We start from the raw sequence: 18,617 nt of genomic DNA on the forward strand, positions 1-18,617 counted from the left end.
ATGATACAAATAATAACAGAATGTATTTTATCAATAATGAGCATGTTTATTTAAAGAGTTCAGTCATCAATCAATTAACCAATTATAACAGCGGACTAATCAACCGCATACTATAAACACACCAAATATGAAAAAATTAGTTTTTTTATTATTAGCAGCACTTCCTTCATTTGGACAGGAATGCAATTGCGAGGAAAGTTTTAACTGGGCTAAAAAAACTTTCGAGGAAAATGACGCAGGATTCCGTTATGCGGTTGACAAAAAGGGCGAAGCCGCTTACAATGCGCACAACAGGTCATTTCTTGAAAAGGTGAAAACTATTAACACCACCGCAGGTTGTGCCGAGGCCATTTATGACTGGATGAAATTTTTTAGAAACGGGCATATATCAGTCAATATTATTGAAGACAATACCGGGCAGGATGCAGAACCTGCTCAGGAAATACCAGGGCATGCAGATTGGGAAAAATATGATATTACCGAGCAGCAGCTAAACAAATACCTTTCAAAAATAAAGAAAACCTCTGTAGAAGGTATCTGGAAAACAGGCCCTTACACAATAGGAATAGTGAAAAATGGAAATGGCTATACCGGATTTATTATTGAAGGAGGGAATAGCGGGTGGCAAAAGAATCAGGTTAAAATACAATTTAATGCTGTTTCAGACAATAAATATGCGGGGACTTATTACCTGAAGAATTACTCGGAATACAAATTTGAAAGCGCGAAACTGATTGGCTTTAATACGATGCAGATTAGTGCATTTACATTAACACGTGTAAACCCTGATAAAAAAGACTCCAAAAACACTATCAACTATCTTGAATTGCTTAATGCACAGGGGCCAATGGTTCAGCAGTATTCTGAAAACACCCTTGTGTTACGCATACCCTCATTTGCTTATGAAAACAAACGCAGTATTGACAGTGTTATAAACGCAAACCATGATAAAATAATAAAAACAAGGAACCTTGTAATTGATATAAGGAACAATGGCGGAGGTTCAGATAACAGCTATGCGCAAATTATACCTTACCTATACACTAACCCTATCAGGATTATAGGGCTGGAAATGCTTTCTACACCGCTTAACAACCAGCGCATGGAAGAATTTTTAAAATATCCTGACATTTCCAGTGAGAAAAAGAAAGCCATTAAAGAAAATTTAAAAACCCTGAATGATAACCTGGGTAAGTTTGTTAACCTTAACGATCAAAAAGTATATGTGCAAACCCTTGATACCGTTTACAATTATCCTAAAAATGTTGCAATACTTATAAACAGGGCAAATGGCAGTACATCAGAGCAGTTTTCGCTTGCTGCAAAACAAAGCACAAAAACAAAGCTTTTTGGTACAACCACTATGGGTGTGCTTGACATAAGCAATATGCATTTTGTTACATCGCCATGCGGAAAAATAGAAATGGGCTACTGCCTTTCCAAAAGTTACAGGATTCCCGAAATGGCTATTGATGATAAAGGCATACAGCCCGATTATTACCTTGATGATACCATACCTGATGAGGATTGGGTAGAGTATGCCGAACAAACATTTTCAGCAAAATAAAAAACAATTAAATAAACATATAGTCATGATAAAAATTGAACAGCTTTCAAAAATATTTAGCACCGAAGAAGTGGAAACAAAAGCCCTTAATGAAATTTCCATGGAAATAAAACAGGGTGAATTTGTAACAATTATGGGCGCATCCGGCTGCGGTAAGTCTACACTTTTAAATATTGTCGGCCTGCTGGACAATCCTACCTCCGGCAGCTATAAATTACTGGACAAAGAGATAACAGGATTAAGCGAAACGGAAAAATCAAAAATAAGGAAGCAGAACATAGGCTTTGTATTCCAGAATTTTAACCTGATTGATGAGCTATCAGTTTATGACAATATAGAACTGCCGTTGATTTATAATAATATCCCTGCCGGCGAAAGAAAGAAAAAAGTAGAGGTCATTGCCGAAAGGCTTTCCATATCGCACAGGCTAAAGCATTTCCCGCAACAGCTGTCGGGCGGGCAGCAGCAACGGGTAGCTGTGGCAAGGGCACTGATTAATGACCCTAAAATAATACTTGCCGATGAACCTACAGGAAACCTTGACAGTAAAAACGGCAACGAGGTTATGGAACTGCTTACCGACCTTCATGCCAACGGTGCAACCATATTAATGGTTACCCACTCTGACTATGATGCGTCCTTTTCACAAAAAACCATTTTAATGAAAGACGGCATGATACTCTCACAAAAGCAAAACAGCAGGAATGTAGATGTGCTTGTAAACAATTAACAGCTTTTATCAATCAATCATTAATCAAAAACAACATGCTTAAAAACTGGTTTAAAATATTTTTATATAATGTAAAAAACAACAAGTTATTTACATCACTCAACATACTTGGGCTTAGTATTGGTATAGCAGGATTAATTTTTGCCATGCTGTACTGGAACGAGGAACATTCCTACAATAGCTGGATAGAAGATAAGGACAGGACGTTTCAGGTAACCAATGATTTGGGCGACCTTAACCTTGATATATGGTCTACCAACCTTGCAGCCACCGGTGAACTTCTACAGGCTTCATCAGATGATTTGGAAAGCTATTGTTATGTAAACGACTGGTATTCGGGCGAAATAATTTCATATAAAGGCAATAAGATTATATGTTCCAAAATTACTGATGCCCAAAAAAACTTTTTCTCCTTTATCCCTTTTGAATTTATAAAAGGCAACCCTAAAACAGCATTAAGCGCAAACAGTATAGTATTATCTGAAAAAACAGCCAAAGCCCTGTTTGGTGATGAAAACCCTATAAACAAGCAGATAAAGTATGCTAAGGGTGTTAAAATTGTAAAAGGGGTTTACAGGGTTGATAAAAGGACATTTTTTGAACCCGAAGCAGTTATTAACAATATTGAAACCAGGCTTGCCGAAAATAAAGATGAATGGGGTAATTTTAATTTTGCCCTGCTTGTAAAGCTTAAAAATCCTGCTGCTAAAGAAAAGACTGAAAAGCAGATAGAGAATATTTACTATGAAAACAGGATAAAAAGATATGCTAAGAACGAGGGTATAAGCCCTGAAGAATATTTAAAAAAGAACGGTAATATTAAAGTGCATCTTGAACCTTTATCCCAGGTAAGGCTGCATACCCTTACTAGTGGTGGCCCGGAAGGTAAAGGCAACTACCAGTTCCTAGTAATAATGTTTGGCCTTTCTATACTGATACTTATCCTTTCTATAACCAATTATGTAAACCTTGCCACAGCCAATGCCATAAAAAGGGCAAAGGAAGTAGGAATACGTAAAATACTTGGGGCAACCAAAGGCAATATTATCCGCCAGTTTATATTTGAAACTGTAATTACAGCAATAATTGCTATTTTAATTTCACTTGTGGTAGTAGAGTTATCCCTGCCCTATTATAATGATTTTTTAAACAAAACACTGATGCTGCACAGTAATGAGTTTTATGTGCAGCTAATAGTAATTTTTATAATAGTAGTTATTACTGCAGGTATATTTCCGGCGGTATATGTATCAAATTTTGAGACATTAAAAGTACTTAAAGGCAACTTTAGCAGGAGTAAGAGCGGCGTATGGCTGCGAAACGGCATGCTGATACTCCAGTTTGCCATTGCATCCTTTTTTATAATAGGCTCTTACATTGTTTACAGCCAGGTAAACCACATGGCCAACATGGAACTGGGCTTTAATGGCGACCAGGTAGTACAGGTACAATACAGGAATTTTTATGACTGGAAAGATGAAAACTATCAGGAAAAATTATTTAACCGCTACTATACCATAAAAAGGGAGCTTTCAAAAATCAAGGGCGTTCAGCAGGTAACTACAGGTGCTTTTGATTTTGGCAACGGCGCCAATTCATCATCGGGTTTTAAGTATAAAGATGTTAATAATATTCAGGGACAAAACATGGCAGTTGATTTCGGCATGCTGGAAATGATGCAAATTAAAATAGTAAAAGGGCGCGGCTTTTCAGAAAAATATGCACTGGATACTGTTAATTCTGTTATGGTTAATGAAACGGCGCTAAAAATGATGAAAGAAAAAGACCCTATAGGCAAAATAATACACTGGAACAATAAAGATTTGAAAATAGTAGGCATAGTAGATGATTTTAATGTAACCGGCCCGCAAAATGAAATTCCCCCTATGACATTTTTCCATTTTAAAACCATTACATGGATGCTTGGTAATGTTAGCAGCATATATGTTAAAGTTGATGCAGAGAACATGCAGCAAACCATTGCAGATATTGAAAAATTCTGGACAACAAAAGTAGATACCGAATATCCGTTCAGTTATGATTTTGTAAATAAAAATTATGCACGCACATACGAGGATTATATAAAGCAAAAAAACCTTTTTTCCCTTCTTAATATTATAGTAATCCTTATCGCGGTATTTGGTTTATTTGCCCTGGCCTCCTACTCTATCCAGAGAAAAATGAAGGAAATAGCCATAAGGAAAACACTGGGCGCTGAAACGGGCGTACTTTTAAAGGAACTTTCAAAACAATATATACTGTTTTGTATAGCAGGGTTTGCTATTGCTTTACTTCCAGTTTATTACTTACTGGATAAATGGCTGGAAAATTTCGCTTTCAGGATAGATATTTCACCCATGCCGTTTATAGTAGGCTTTATAGTGCTGCTTATGCTCACACTGGTTGTTGTACTTAGCCGTGCTTATCAGGCAACAAAAGTTAATGTATTGAAATACCTTAAATACGAATAGATACAATTGTTTAGTTTTTTTGCTTTTAATAACCTGCAGGTTAACGCCTGCAGGCTATTATTTCCTTTATTAAAATGAAAAGATACTTTATTTATATAGTTTTTATTTCATCTGCCTGTGTTTGTTCAGGACAGGAAATATGGACATTTGAAAAATGTATGGAAACGGGCATGAAAAACAGCCTTGATTTTCAGTTAGCACAACTGGATGTATTAAGTGCCGAAAAAACATACAGGCCCGCTGCAATGGAGTACCTGCCAAGGGTAACGGCAAATGCAAGCCATAATTACAGTATAGGCTCTACTATAGACCCTGCAACAAACAACAGGGTAAGCTCAAATATACAATCAGACAATGTAGGGCTAAATGCAGAAATGGACATTATTAACTTTAATATTTTTACACAGGCGCGAATAAATAAAATAACTCTTTTAAAAAGCAAAGCCGATAAGGAAGCTATAATTAATGAGTACCTGCTTTCACTACTTGAAAATTACTTTAATGTGCTGTACACACAGGAACTGCTTAAAATACAGCAAAGCCAGTTTGAAAATGCAAAGTTTAACCTTAACAGGGTTGAAAAGGAAAGCGGGCTGGGAAGCAGGCCCAAAAGCGATTTATATGATATGCAGCTAAGTTATGCACAGGAAGAAAATGCAATTATAGAAACGCAGCAACTGCTTGAAAACCAGAAACTATTGCTGTTACAAATAATGAACATAACCGGAACCAATCCTGATAGCTTTAGCGTAGCACCTTTTAACCTCCCCACATTTACTGAAACCGCAGATGTAAATGCTGTTTATGAAACTGCATTAAAAAACAATCCTAAAATAAAGGCTGCCGGGCTGGCTGAACAGGTGGCTGCAAAAAACGTAAATATTGAGCGGAATAAATACCTCCCTGGATTGTCTTTATACTATAACTATTCCTCTTTTTACTATAAGCAGTTAAATGGTGTTGGCAATACGCAGGCTCCCCCATTTTGGACGCAGATAAATGATAACAAAAACCACAATATAGGTGTAAGCCTTAACATACCTATTTTTAATGGCTTTAGGAATCATCGGGATGTACAGCTCGCCAAAATTGAACGCGAAAAAAACAGGGTTAATAGTGAAAAGGAAAAAATGATACTTATGCAGTCCATAGAGCAGGAAACAGCAAAGCAAAGGCAAAGCCTGGCGCTTATCAGCAAAATGGAAGCAACGGTTGTAACAGCACAAAAATCTTTTGCCACAACGCAGGCTAAGTTTACAAACGGCCTTGTTGAGGCTGTAATTTTCACTACTGCAAAAAACCAGCTAACAATGGCAGAATATAACCTGCTAAGGGCAAAATTCACAGCACAGTATCAGTACCTTAAATTAAACCTGATACAATACAACAGTATTTAAATGCTTCAAATTCTCGGTGAGAACATGCAAATACTAAAATAAATACCCCGGATAATTATTTTTGTTACCTTGTTTCATAAGTCTGTGTAAATTTGATTTAAAATCAACAGGTTATGAAACAATTATACTTATTGCCCCTACTATTTTCATTATATGTAAATGCGCAAAGTTTTGAGTGGATTATAACACCTGAAACCAGTGTAGACGTTAATCCGGATATGATTGGCTATGCCACTGCGGGCGATGCTGACGGCAATATTTATTTTGCAGGATTTAAAGATACTCCCTATCCGTATAATGATATAAAAGGTAATTTATTTTATAACAAATATAATTCGGCAGGGCAATTGCTTTTTAGCAACACCTTTACAGGCAAGGGCAGTGTCTATAAAATAGTGGCCGATAATTCCGGTAACAGCTATGTAGCTTTAAACTATTTAAATTCATTCACTGTAAGCGGCACAACATTTACATCATCTTCCCAGGGGGAACAATGGGTTTTGCTAAAACTCAACAGCCAGGGCAGCCTTATTTGGTACAGGGAGTTAGATACTGACGTGCCGGAATGGAATGAGATAGCCGATTTCAGGGCAATGGCACTGGATGCAATGGGAAACTTATATATAGGTTATGATACTTATTTAAACTCCTATATAATAAAGCTGTCACCTGCGGGCGTTGAAATGCTGACTATTGAACAGGAAAATGTAAACCGTATTACATCTGTAAGTGTAGATACTGATGGAAATATAATAGCTGCGGGTTCGTGCGCTAACCAGGACGCAACATATGCGGGTGTATCAGTAGGCAACAGCCTGCTGTACAATACATATATAGTAAAGTATTCACCCATGGGGCAATACCAGTGGGTAAAATATGTTGAAGATATAACCTGCCCGCAGACACAGGTGGTAACACATAATGCAAATGAAATATACTTCAGTTCCCATTTATTTGGTGACTACCAGTTTGACGGAATAACTGCCGAAGGCCCCTTACAGGGATTTTCAGATTTTTTTATTGCAAAATTGGATGCATCTGGCAACTTTCAGTGGGTTAAGGAAGTGCCCGGCCAGGGAATGGTAATTCCGGGAAACCGAAATTTTTTAAGTATTGACAGTTCCGGCAACATATATTTTACAGGGCAAACGGCAGGCACTATACAATGGGGCAATAATATAACTACAGGCTCCCAAAATTTTAATTACAGGGGAATAGTATTAAAATACAATCCTTCAGGAAATATTGTAATGGCAAAAACCATAATGGGAAGCAGCTATTCGCAGTTCGGCAGTATTCATGTAAATCCTGATAACAGCATATATACTACAGGGATAGGTATGGGTACGCTTACATTTGATGCTATACAGCATGTCCCTCAAAATGCCAACTATTATCCATTTCTTACTAAAATAAGCGGAAATAGCACATTAGGCACTGAAAAAGAAGGTGCAGGCAAACTGACCGTTTACCCAAACCCTGCCACTAATGCTCTCTATGTAAATTCTGAAAAAGAAATAGAGGCAACAATATATAACACACTGGGGCAAAAACTAAAAACTGTTATGATAAGCCGTGAAAGCCCTGTATTTATTGAAGACTTGGCGCAAGGCTCCTATTTTGTCCAGTTCGCTAACAATTATACTGCAAAAATTATAAAGCAGTAATTTTCTTCTTCATTAATTAAGAAGGGCATTTCAAAAATGAAAAGCCCTTTTTTTTATTCTTAGTGTTATTTTAACATGCAGATTTATAATATGCATAATTATGCATTTTAGTAACATAATCATTTAATAATTAGAACCTTAGTAACTTTAAATTAATAAAAGTTTAGTGTAAAAATCGTTTTCGCGCCGTTGGTAAAAGGTAAATTTGAAACAGTTAAAGTTAAACCCTGCAGGTAACATCTTTAATTATAGCAACTTATCAACCTAAAAATTTATTACCATGTTTAAAAAACGATTTTTATTAGCTTTGGCCCTGGCCTGTATTACGGGCCTGTCGTTTGCCAGCTTTAGTGCCCGCTATCACAATGCCGCAACAGTTTCGGCAGCGTTTGAATGTACAGGTGGCGGCAATGAAACTTTTGCCAACCTGGGTGCAAATGCAAGCAACTATGCAACCCGCAGCTGGACTGGCGATAACGGTGTTGCCTGGACGGCTACCGATGCAAGGACTGACCAGACTTTAAATGGTAAAGCTGTTGCCATAAGGTCAGGAAATATTCAAAACACATCGGTTATAACCGGAGGTGTGGGTACACTTAGCTTTCAGTATAAAAGGGTTTTTTCAGGCAACTCTACACTTAAAGTATATGTAAACGATGTACAGTATGGCGGAGACATTGCTGTTTCTTCTGAAACTGCGGCTACTTTTTCTTATGCGGTTAATGTTGCCGGAAATACTACAATTAAAATTGTAAACAGCGGTAACAGGACAATTATAGATGATATTACATGGAACTGCTACCCATCTGTTAACGGGCCGGAACTGCAGCTTGCCGATGTGGCTAATAATAATTTTGACTGTGACAGCCTTGAGGTAAACTTCGGCTCTCCGGCAGTTAATACATATCAGGATGCCATATTTTATATTAAAAACAATGGTAACCAAAACCTTCAGGTTAGCCAGCTTAACCTTAGCAATACTGATAATTTCAGTATAATATCACCTGCAATACCTTTTTCAGTAGCACCTTCAGCATCATCTATTGTTTTAGTACGTTTTCAAAGTACTACTGCCGGAGCTAAAACCGGTACTCTTACAATAGTAAACAATGATACTGATGAGGCCAGCTGTGTTGTTAACCTTGCCGGTATAGCTGTAGGGCCATGTGCTGCCCCTGTTGCCGATGGTTCTGTAATCACAATAGATAATGTTACTGCTACAAGTGCAGATTTCAGTATTGAAAATCTTGATGCCGATGGTTACCTTGTTGTTGCTACAACCGCAGCACCGCTTACCAGTGCCCCTGCAGACGGAGTTACTTATGCCGTAAACGATGCCCTTGGCGGTGGTACTGTAGTTTATAATGGCACTGACAGCGAATTTACAGTTAATGGCCTTAGCGAGGATACAATTTACAGCATATTTATTTATCCTTACAATAATGTATCATGTACAGGAGGCCCTGTATATATTGAAGAAGGTTTTGAAGATGAAATTTCTACTCCTGTGGCACCATGTATTGGTGGCTCTGAAACATTTACAAACCTTGGCAGCAGCCAAAGCAATTATGCTGTTAGAAGCTGGGTGGGAGATAATGGTGTTGCATGGACAGCTACAGATGCAAGGACTGACCAGGAACTAAATGGTGAGGCTATTGCCATAAGGACAGGTTCATTATCAAATGATGCGCCGGTATCTGGTGGTATGGGTACATTAAGCTTTAACTATAGGCGTGTATTTAGTGGGAACTCTACATTAAAAGTATTTGTAAATAATATTCAGGTTGGTGATGATATTACAGTATCTTCAGAAACTCCAATGCTTTTTACCCAGTCAGTTGACATTGAAGGAGATGTAACTGTAGAGATTGAAAACAGCGGAAACAGGGTAATTATTGATGACCTTTCATGGGATTGCTACCAGATACCAAACGAGCAGGAACTACAGCTTGTTGATATAAACGGTGCAAAACAGGCATGTGGCAATTTTCTGCTTGACTTCGGCAATGTTGAGGCAGGTGTAAGTAACGATGCTATATTTACAATACGCAACCAGGGTACTGTAGATTTACAGGTTTCTGCTTTATCGCTTGCTAACAATACTAATTTTGAAATTGTAAGCCCTGCTGCCCCTTTTACTGTAACAGCCCTTAATTCTATAGACGTTACTGTAAGGTTTAACAGCGCTGCTGCCGGAAGCGATACAGATATACTTACCATTACAAGCAATGATGCTGACGAGGCAACCTGCGTGGTAAACCTTGCTGCCAATGCGCTTACTGCATGTGTTGCCCCTGTGGGTGGAACTGTTACAATAGCTAACGTTACAGATGCTACTGCCGATGTTTCTGCAGGTATAACTGCTGATGGCTATATTGCTGTAATAGTAGAAGCAGGAACAGGAAGTATAGCTAATCCAGTAAATGGTACAGAATATAATGTAAACGATACTTTAGGTGACGGTACTGTAGTATATGCCGGTACTGATGCCAACTTTACTATATCAGGATTAAACCCTGAAACTGTATATGCAATAAATGTTTACGCTTATAATAATACTGATTGTGTTAACGGGCCTGCTTATACCGATGCTTACGAGGATGAATTTGAAACTGCTGTTGCTCCATGTGTGGGCGGTACAGAAACTTTTGCCAACCTTGGTGCTAATGCAAGCAACTATGCCGTAAGGACATGGACAGGAGAAAACGGAATAATCTGGACTGCAAATGATGCAAGGACAGACCAGACTTTAAATGGCAAGGCTATAGCTGTAAGGTCAGGTTCATTAACTAATGTTACTGCTATAACAGGTGGCATAGGCACATTATCATTCCAGTACAAAAGGGTATTTACCGGTAACTCTACCATAAAAGTATATGTAAACGATGTACAGGTAGGTACTGACATTACTGTTTCTTCTGACACTCCAATGACATTCTCTGAACTGGTAAACATACCGGATGACGCCATTATAGAAATTGAAAACAGTGGAAACAGGGTAGTTATTGATGATGTAAGCTGGGATTGTTATTCAGAAGTTTCTGCAAGGCCGGCAGCACAGTCTAAAGAAATTAAAACTGCCGGAACTGTTAGCAACAGCAATAGCGAGGTAATGGTTTACCCAAACCCAAACAATGGCAGCTTTGAGATAAACCTTGGCAATGCTGCACAAAATGCCGAAGTTGTTATTTATGATTCTCTTGGCAAGCAGGTATTGTCAAAAAAGATAAATGGTACTGAGGCAATAAACCTTAACAATGCGCAAAAAGGTATTTACTTTGCTGTAATTAAATCAGGTAACACAGTAACAAATAAAAAAATAGTTGTTAACTAAGCAGCTTTTTTCTCTGTAGTAATTAGTCCGGGAGGTTATACCTCCCGGACTTTTTTGTAAGAATAACATTTTTTTAAAACAATCTTAATTTAAATTTTGGTTTTATAAATGTACCTTGCACACATTTGGCAAATACTGAGTTTTCTTGAATTAAATAAAAATAGAACATGCAAAAAACTACCAGTTTATTTAAAAGTGTAATAATTCTAATTGCATTATTTACGGGTATGTACACTACTAAAGCGCAGGTATACGTACATAATTTTGACACTGCGCCCATAACTTACCCTTATACTGCGGCCCCGCTTTCGGCCAATCCTGCAATAACAGGATCAACATGGACAAACAGCAGGGGCAACTGGCTTTCTTCAACAGGAGCAACAGGGCAGGCAATTCTTGTGGAAACAGTTGTTGGCTCTACCACACCTACAACCACAATAACGCTAAATTTTAATGTGGCAACAGGAAAACTGCTGGATATTACATCTTTTAATTTCTGGAGAAGGCGCACGCCTTCGGCTGCACCAAACTGGAGCATGGCAATTAACGGCACTACAGTTTATAACAACAGCTCTATCCCTACAACGGGAAGCGCTATAGGGCAAACAAATGTGGCTGCCCCGGTAACCGGCTTAACAGGCACAGTTACCGTAACATTTACCTTAAATAACAATGCTACAGGTGCGGGTACTGTTTATCTTGACGATTTTACTTTATATGGTACTATATCTGATGCCCCTTGTACACAGGCACCTTCAGTTTCATCTTTCATTCCAACTTCGGGCCCGGCAGGTACCTTGGTAACATTTACAGGAACCGGTTTTGAAGACGGAGTTACCTCTGTAAAATTTAATGGAGTTGAGGCTGCGGGCTTTACCGTAGTTTCAGATACGGAACTTAAGGCACTTGTACCTGTTGGAACATCAACTGGCCCAATATCAGTTAGTACAGGTGCTTCATGCAATGGCGTTTCGGCTACTCCTTTTACTTTTTTTGCCACTGACTGTCCCCCTGCACCGCAGGAAATTTATATTTCCGAAATATATGATAAACTGGGCGGTACACCGGGAGCCATAGAATTATATAACCCTTCGGGCAGCCCGGTTAACCTTAACGGGTACCGCCTTTTAAGGTATGGTGAAATTGGTGACCCGCAGAATGCACCAAGTTTTTATAATATGATATTATCAGGTACTATAGGCCCTGAGGATACGTTTTTGGTTACCATTAACATGAACAATAGTGACACTTGTAACATTATTGGCGATTTTGACCTTGAAAATGGTATTAATGAAAATGATGAGTTTGAATTGCTGAAGAATAATGTAGTTATAGATAATGTAGAGATACCTTTAGGCACCGGACAAACATCCGGCCGTGGCTATACCCTGATAAGAAAACCGGGTGCAATAGCTCCTAAAGCTGCTTTTGATGTAAATGACTGGAATGTATTTGGTGATGAAAACTGTGCAGACCTAGGGCAACACCTTGCTGACCCTATAACACTGCCGCCACCGGGTGAAATTACACAGCAGCCTGTAAGCGAAAGTGTTTGCGAGGATGAAACAGCTACATTTACTGTACAGATAGACGGTACAGGTTTTACTTACCAGTGGAAGTTTTTAAATGACAGTGGCAACTGGGTTAATGTAAGCGGTGCCAATTATGCAGGCGGTAATACTGCCACACTTACTGTAAACGCTGCTCTTGAATTAAATAACACACAATATTACTGCGAAATTGTTTCGGGGGATTGTACACTTATTACAGAAGCGGTTCAGCTGACCGTTTCACCACTTCCAATTGTTGCGGTAGCTACAACTTTTGACTGTACACTTAACCTGGGAGGCTTTACAATTACACCTTCTATTGGTACAGGACTAACCTACAGTATAAACGGCGGTATGACTTTTAGCGCTAATACTATTTATACAGGTCTTATTGAAGCTGAATATACTTTAATTATACGTTCGGCTACCGGCTGCGAAACCATAATGCCTGTAACAATACAGGGGCCTGTACTAACAGCAACAACACAGGATGAAACCTGTAATGCATTAGGAAGCCTTACGGTTACAAGCCCAATGGGTGGTACCTATACTTACAGCATTAATGGTGGAACACCACAATCAACTCCTGAATTTACAGGCTTAGCTGCCGACACTTATACTGTTACAGTAGATGACGGTGTAGGCTGTGTACTGACAGAAACATATACTATTAACGGCCCTGCAACAGTAGTAGTAACCGCAGATTTAGAAGATGAAACCTGCGGTGGTTTGGGAAGCATAACTGTTACAAACCCAACAGGAGCTACTTACACCTACACATTAAACGGAGGTGCACCCCAGGCTTCGCCTATATTTGAAAACCTTTCAGCCGACACTTATACAATTGTAGCGGATAATGGAAGTGGATGTACTTATACAGAAACGTTTACTATTAATGCCGCACCTACGCCGCCTGTATTACTGGCTGACGTGGTAGATGAAGTTTGTGGTGCATTGGGAAGCATAACTGTAACCCAGCCTACAGGCGGAACATACACTTATGCTATTAATGGCGGTACACCTCAGGCTTCACCTGTATTCGGCAACCTTGCTGCCGATACCTATACAGTTACCGCAGATAACGGAAGCGGATGTATTTCTACTGAAACCTTTACGGTAAACCCTGCACCTGCTGCCCCTGTTTTATTGGCTGACGTAGTAGATGAGGTTTGTGGTGCATTGGGAAGCATAACCGTAACCCAGCCTACAGGCGGAACTTATACGTATACTATTAATGGCGGTACGCCTCAGGCTTCACCGGTATTCGGCAACCTTGCTGCCGATACTTATACAGTTACGGCTGATAACGGAAGCGGATGTATCTCTACTGAAACCTTTACGGTAAACCCTGCACCTGCTGCCCCTGTTTTATTGGCTGACGTGGTAGATGAGGTTTGTGGTGCATTGGGAAGCATAACTGTAACCCAGCCTACCGGCGGAGCTTATACTTATACTATTAATGGAGGTACGCCTCAGGCTTCACCTGTATTCGGTAACCTTGCTGCCGATACTTATACAGTTACCGCAGATAACGGAAGCGGATGTATTTCTACTGAAACCTTTACTGTAAACCCTGCACCGGCAGCTCCTGCTTTACTGGCTAATGTGGCAGATGTTACATGCAGCGCACAGGGCAGCATAACCGTAACCCAGCCTACCGGCGGAACATACACCTATAGTATAAACGGTGGTACGCCTCAGGCTTCACCTGTATTTAACGGGCTTGCTGCCGATACTTATACAATTACGGCTGATAACGGAAGCGGATGTATTTCTACTGAAACCTTTACTGTAAACCCTGCCCCTGCTGTTAATGTTATAGCTGATGAACAGGATGTAACCTGTACATCGCTTGGCAGCATCACGGTTCAGTCTCCTGTAGGGAATACTTATACCTATACCATTAACGGAGGTACACCTCAAAATTCACCTGTGTTTAACGGGCTTACAGCAGATAGCTATACTATTGTGGCGACTGATGGAACTTGTACTTATACCGGCACTTTTACAATAAATGCTGCCCCGGTATTGCCAGCACTTCTGGCCGATGTAGAAAATGCAACCTGCAGCGCAGCGGGTAGCTTAACAGTTACACAGCCAGTTACAGGCGGTACATTTATGTACAGCCTTGATGGAGGCACTCCGCAGGCTTCTGCTGAATTTACAGGACTTACCGCAGGAACTTATACTTTAACAGCAGAAGATGCCAACGGTTGTACAACTTCTGCCACATTTACTATTACAGGTTCTACAGGAACACTACCTTCTGTAACCGGAATACAGGAATGCAGGGATACCCCATCAGGTAAAAATTATATACTTGAGGCATTACCTGTTAATAATTCTTTTGACGGAACAGCAACATTTGTATGGGAAGACGCATCAGGAAATGTTTTACCGGGAAGTGAAAGCACATTTAATGTAACACAATATGTTGCAAACAATAATTTTGATGCTGACGATTATCCGCTAACAATAAGGGTAACCGTAACTAATGCCGGAGGATGTGAAGGTACTTATGATTTTACCGTAGATGGTGTTATTTGCAGCATACCGCGCGGTATATCCCCTAACAATGATGCTAAGAATGATAGTTTTGACCTGACAGGCCTTAACGCAAGGAAGCTGATAATATTCAACAGGTATGGTAAAGAAGTGTACAGCAGGAATAATTATACTAAAGAGTGGCATGGCCAGTCTGATAACGGTGATGAACTTCCTACAGGTACTTACTACTATATGATTGAAACTGTTGGCAAGCCACGCACAGGCTGGATATATGTCAACAGGGAAGAATAAATTTTAAAAAAATTATAATTACATAAGGATGAGCCGCTTAATAAGCGGCTTTTCTTTTTGTTTACACTTTAGTAACTTTTACATAACCATATACCGTTTGTTAAATAATGTTTTGATAATGAGATTATTTAGAAATACTTTTACTTTTGTTTTGTTAAACCTTTCTTAAAAATCACACACACGGTAATGAATAGAATTACTAAACTTATTTGCTGCGGATTTTTTTTTGTCCTGCTGTTTTCCTTAACTGCACATGCACAAATAATTTACCAGCATAATTTTGGTATAGCTCCAATTTCAGCGCATCCCTATACCGAAGCGCCCAATATAATAAATCCAAACCTCTCAGGTTCTTCATGGACTAACAGTACAGATGCCTGGACTAACAGTTCAGGTGCAACAGGCCAGGCAATACAATTGTATAACGCCCCCGGTACAACAACTGTAAAGTTAACTTTCCAGGTTAATTCAGGTTACCAGCTAAATTTAACTTCAGGCAGTTTCTGGTCGCGCCGCAGTAATTCAGGCCCGCAAACCTGGCAGATGTCAATTAATGGTACAAATGTTAGCAGTGGCGCAATAACTCCCCCCGGCGCATCAAGTTATTTCCCTTTGTCATTAACGGGGTTAACAGGTACAGTAACTATAGAAATAACTATGACAATGGCATCCGGCAATGGAAATGTAAGGCTGGATGATTTTACACTGGAAGGTAGTTTAACATCCAATTGTAACGGAGGCGCAATTACTTCATTCTCCCCTGCATCCGGCCCTGAGGGCACAATTGTATCAATAAACGGTTCTGGGTTTACAGGTGCATCTGCTGTTCAGTTTGACGGCATTACGGCTAACTTTACTGTAGTTTCAGATTCATTGATTGAAGCAGAAGTGCCTGCGGGAGTAACTTCAGGTGAAATAACAGTATTGACATCAGGCGGCTGCAATAGCGCAAACAGCAGTTTTAACCTGCTGGACTCAAGCTGTGCCCAGGGAGAAATATATATATCGGAAATTTATGATGAAACGCCCGGCGACCCAGGCTTAATTGAAATATATAATCCCGGCAGTACAACAATAAATTTTACAGGACAATATGTACTGGAAAGGTATCAGGATTATGATAATTCCGGTAACGCAACGCCCGTTAGCGGATATGTCTCTGCACTTACAGGCTCTATTGCCCCTGGAGGGACTCACATTATACGCTGCGGCGGCAGCAATGATTGCGGCATAAGCGGCTCTCCGGGTGCATTTTCATGGAATGGTATTAATGAGGATGATGAGTTTAAGCTGCGGAAAAACGGAACTATTATTGATGTAGCCCGCGGGCGCGCAGGAAAAGGATATACCGTAATACGAAATCCTGATGTACAGGCCCCAAAAGCAAACTATAGTGCTGCCGACTGGAATATTACTGCTAATGAGGATTGTAATAATGTTGGAATGCATAATCCGGGTAATGTTAATGGTGCAGTACCAAACATTAACCACCCGCTGGACAGGACAATATGCCAAAATGCATCCACTACATTTTCAGCTTCTGCTGCCAATGGGCCTTATACGTATCAATGGAAGGTATTAAACAGTTCGGGCGTATGGGTAAATGTTACCAACGGGCCGAATTACTCAGGCGCAACCAGCGCAACATTAAATATTATAAATGCACCCGCATCTTTTAACGGTAACCAGTATTACTGTGTGCTTACGTCTTCATCATGTACTTTAATAACCAATGCTGCGCAATTATACATACTGCCACCGCCAGCCCAGCCTGTAGTAGCACCCGTTGTACAACCGGGCTGTACCGCAACAACTACAAATATTATTATTACAAGTCCAACCGGTACAGGACTAACATACAGTATCGGTGGCCCATACCAATCCGGTACGGTATTCCCTATGATACCGCAGGGTTCATATAACGTAACCGTAAAAAATGCATCAGGATGTATATCTGCAGTTACAGTTGTTGTTGTTGACCCGCCGCTTCCTGCCCTGCCGGAACCGGATGTTACGGTAACACACCCGGGCTGTGGTGAAACGGAAGGTACTATAACTGTTACAAATCCTGTTGACCCTACTATATACAGCTACAGTATTAACAATAACCCGTACCAAACCTCTCCTGTTTTTAATAATTTAACTCCTGATACGTATACAATTAAAGTAAAAAATACTTCGGGGTGCGAATCTCCTGAAAAAACAGTGGTTATAAATAATGCACCTGTAGCGCCTGTAATGACAGCAGATATTATTCAGACTGATTGTACCAATGCTACAGGAAGTATAAATATAACAAACCCTGCAGGCACGGGTTATATGTATAGTATAAATGGAGGTACGCCTCAATCCTCACCACTGTTCAGCAGTTTAACTCCCGATACTTATACCATAACAGCAAGTAACGGTGTGGACTGTATATCAACGGGTACTTTTACCATAAATCCAGCCCCTGTTGCCCCTGTATTAACCGTAGATATCACTCCTGCCGGATGTGACGGTACCGGCAGTATAGAGGTTATAAATCCTGTAGGGCTTAATTATACTTATAGTAAAGATGGCGGCGCACAACAGGCATCCCCGGTTTTTGATAACCTTGCCCCGGGCAACTATATTATTGCAGCCCACGCTTCAGACGGATGTATATCTTTTAACTCCTATACAGTTAATCCGGGTACAGGCCCTATACCATTAGCAGCCGATGTTGTTGATGAAACCTGTACCGCTTTAGGAAGTATTACTGTTACTGCCCCTACAGGCAGCAGCTATACCTATACGCTGGGCAGCAACCCGCCGCAAGCTTCACCCGTATTTAACAATCTGGCTGCGGGCAGCTACACTGTAACTGCTGACGATGGCAACGGGTGTATTTCAACTGAAACTTTTATTATAAACGCACCTCCCGCACTGCCTGCTTTAGAGGCAAGTCCTGTTGATGAAACCTGTACCGCTTTGGGAAGTATTACTGTTACTGTACCTACAGGAGCTAATTATACTTATACACTTGACAGCAACCCGCCACAGGTTTCACCTGTTTTTAATAATTTATCCGGAGGTACTTATACCATAACGGCAACCGACCAAAACGGCTGTGTTACTTTT

The 18,617-nt window shown here is 40.0% G+C and carries 8 protein-coding genes; all 8 read left to right on the forward strand.

The window, feature by feature from the left end; translation table 11 throughout:
• Positions 1 to 127: 127 nt before the first annotated feature.
• Positions 128 to 1,567, forward strand: coding sequence for a S41 family peptidase (locus GSF09_RS03125; RefSeq protein ID WP_159799473.1), 1,440 nt, complete (start codon positions 128 to 130; stop codon positions 1,565 to 1,567).
• A gap of 25 nt (positions 1,568 to 1,592) precedes the next feature.
• Positions 1,593 to 2,297 carry an ABC transporter ATP-binding protein gene (locus GSF09_RS03130; protein ID WP_159799474.1) on the forward strand — a complete coding sequence of 235 codons (705 nt, stop codon included), beginning with the start codon at positions 1,593 to 1,595 and terminating at the stop codon, positions 2,295 to 2,297.
• Positions 2,298 to 2,332: 35 nt separating this feature from the next.
• A complete protein-coding gene (locus tag GSF09_RS03135; RefSeq protein WP_159799475.1) occupies positions 2,333 to 4,768 on the forward strand; it encodes an ABC transporter permease in 2,436 nt (811 codons plus the stop codon).
• 74 nt (positions 4,769 to 4,842) lie between these two features.
• Complete coding sequence (locus GSF09_RS03140) at positions 4,843 to 6,165, forward strand: TolC family protein (RefSeq protein ID WP_159799476.1); 1,323 nt, start codon at positions 4,843 to 4,845, stop codon at positions 6,163 to 6,165.
• A gap of 113 nt (positions 6,166 to 6,278) precedes the next feature.
• Complete coding sequence (locus GSF09_RS03145) at positions 6,279 to 7,832, forward strand: T9SS type A sorting domain-containing protein (protein WP_159799477.1); 1,554 nt, start codon at positions 6,279 to 6,281, stop codon at positions 7,830 to 7,832.
• Between the two features lie 280 nt (positions 7,833 to 8,112).
• Positions 8,113 to 11,166, forward strand: coding sequence for a choice-of-anchor D domain-containing protein (locus GSF09_RS03150; RefSeq protein WP_159799478.1), 3,054 nt, complete (start codon positions 8,113 to 8,115; stop codon positions 11,164 to 11,166).
• A 227-nt stretch (positions 11,167 to 11,393) separates the two neighbouring features.
• On the forward strand, positions 11,394 to 15,515 hold the full coding sequence (locus GSF09_RS03155; protein ID WP_159799479.1) for a gliding motility-associated C-terminal domain-containing protein: 4,122 nt from the start codon (positions 11,394 to 11,396) through the stop codon (positions 15,513 to 15,515).
• 186 nt (positions 15,516 to 15,701) lie between these two features.
• Positions 15,702 to 18,617: lamin tail domain-containing protein (locus GSF09_RS03160; RefSeq protein ID WP_159799480.1), on the forward strand; the 2,916-nt coding region annotated here is incomplete at its 3' end.

Source organism: Flavobacterium sp. MK4S-17 (genome assembly GCF_009848495.1).
In the GTDB taxonomy this organism is placed as follows: domain Bacteria; phylum Bacteroidota; class Bacteroidia; order Flavobacteriales; family Flavobacteriaceae; genus Flavobacterium.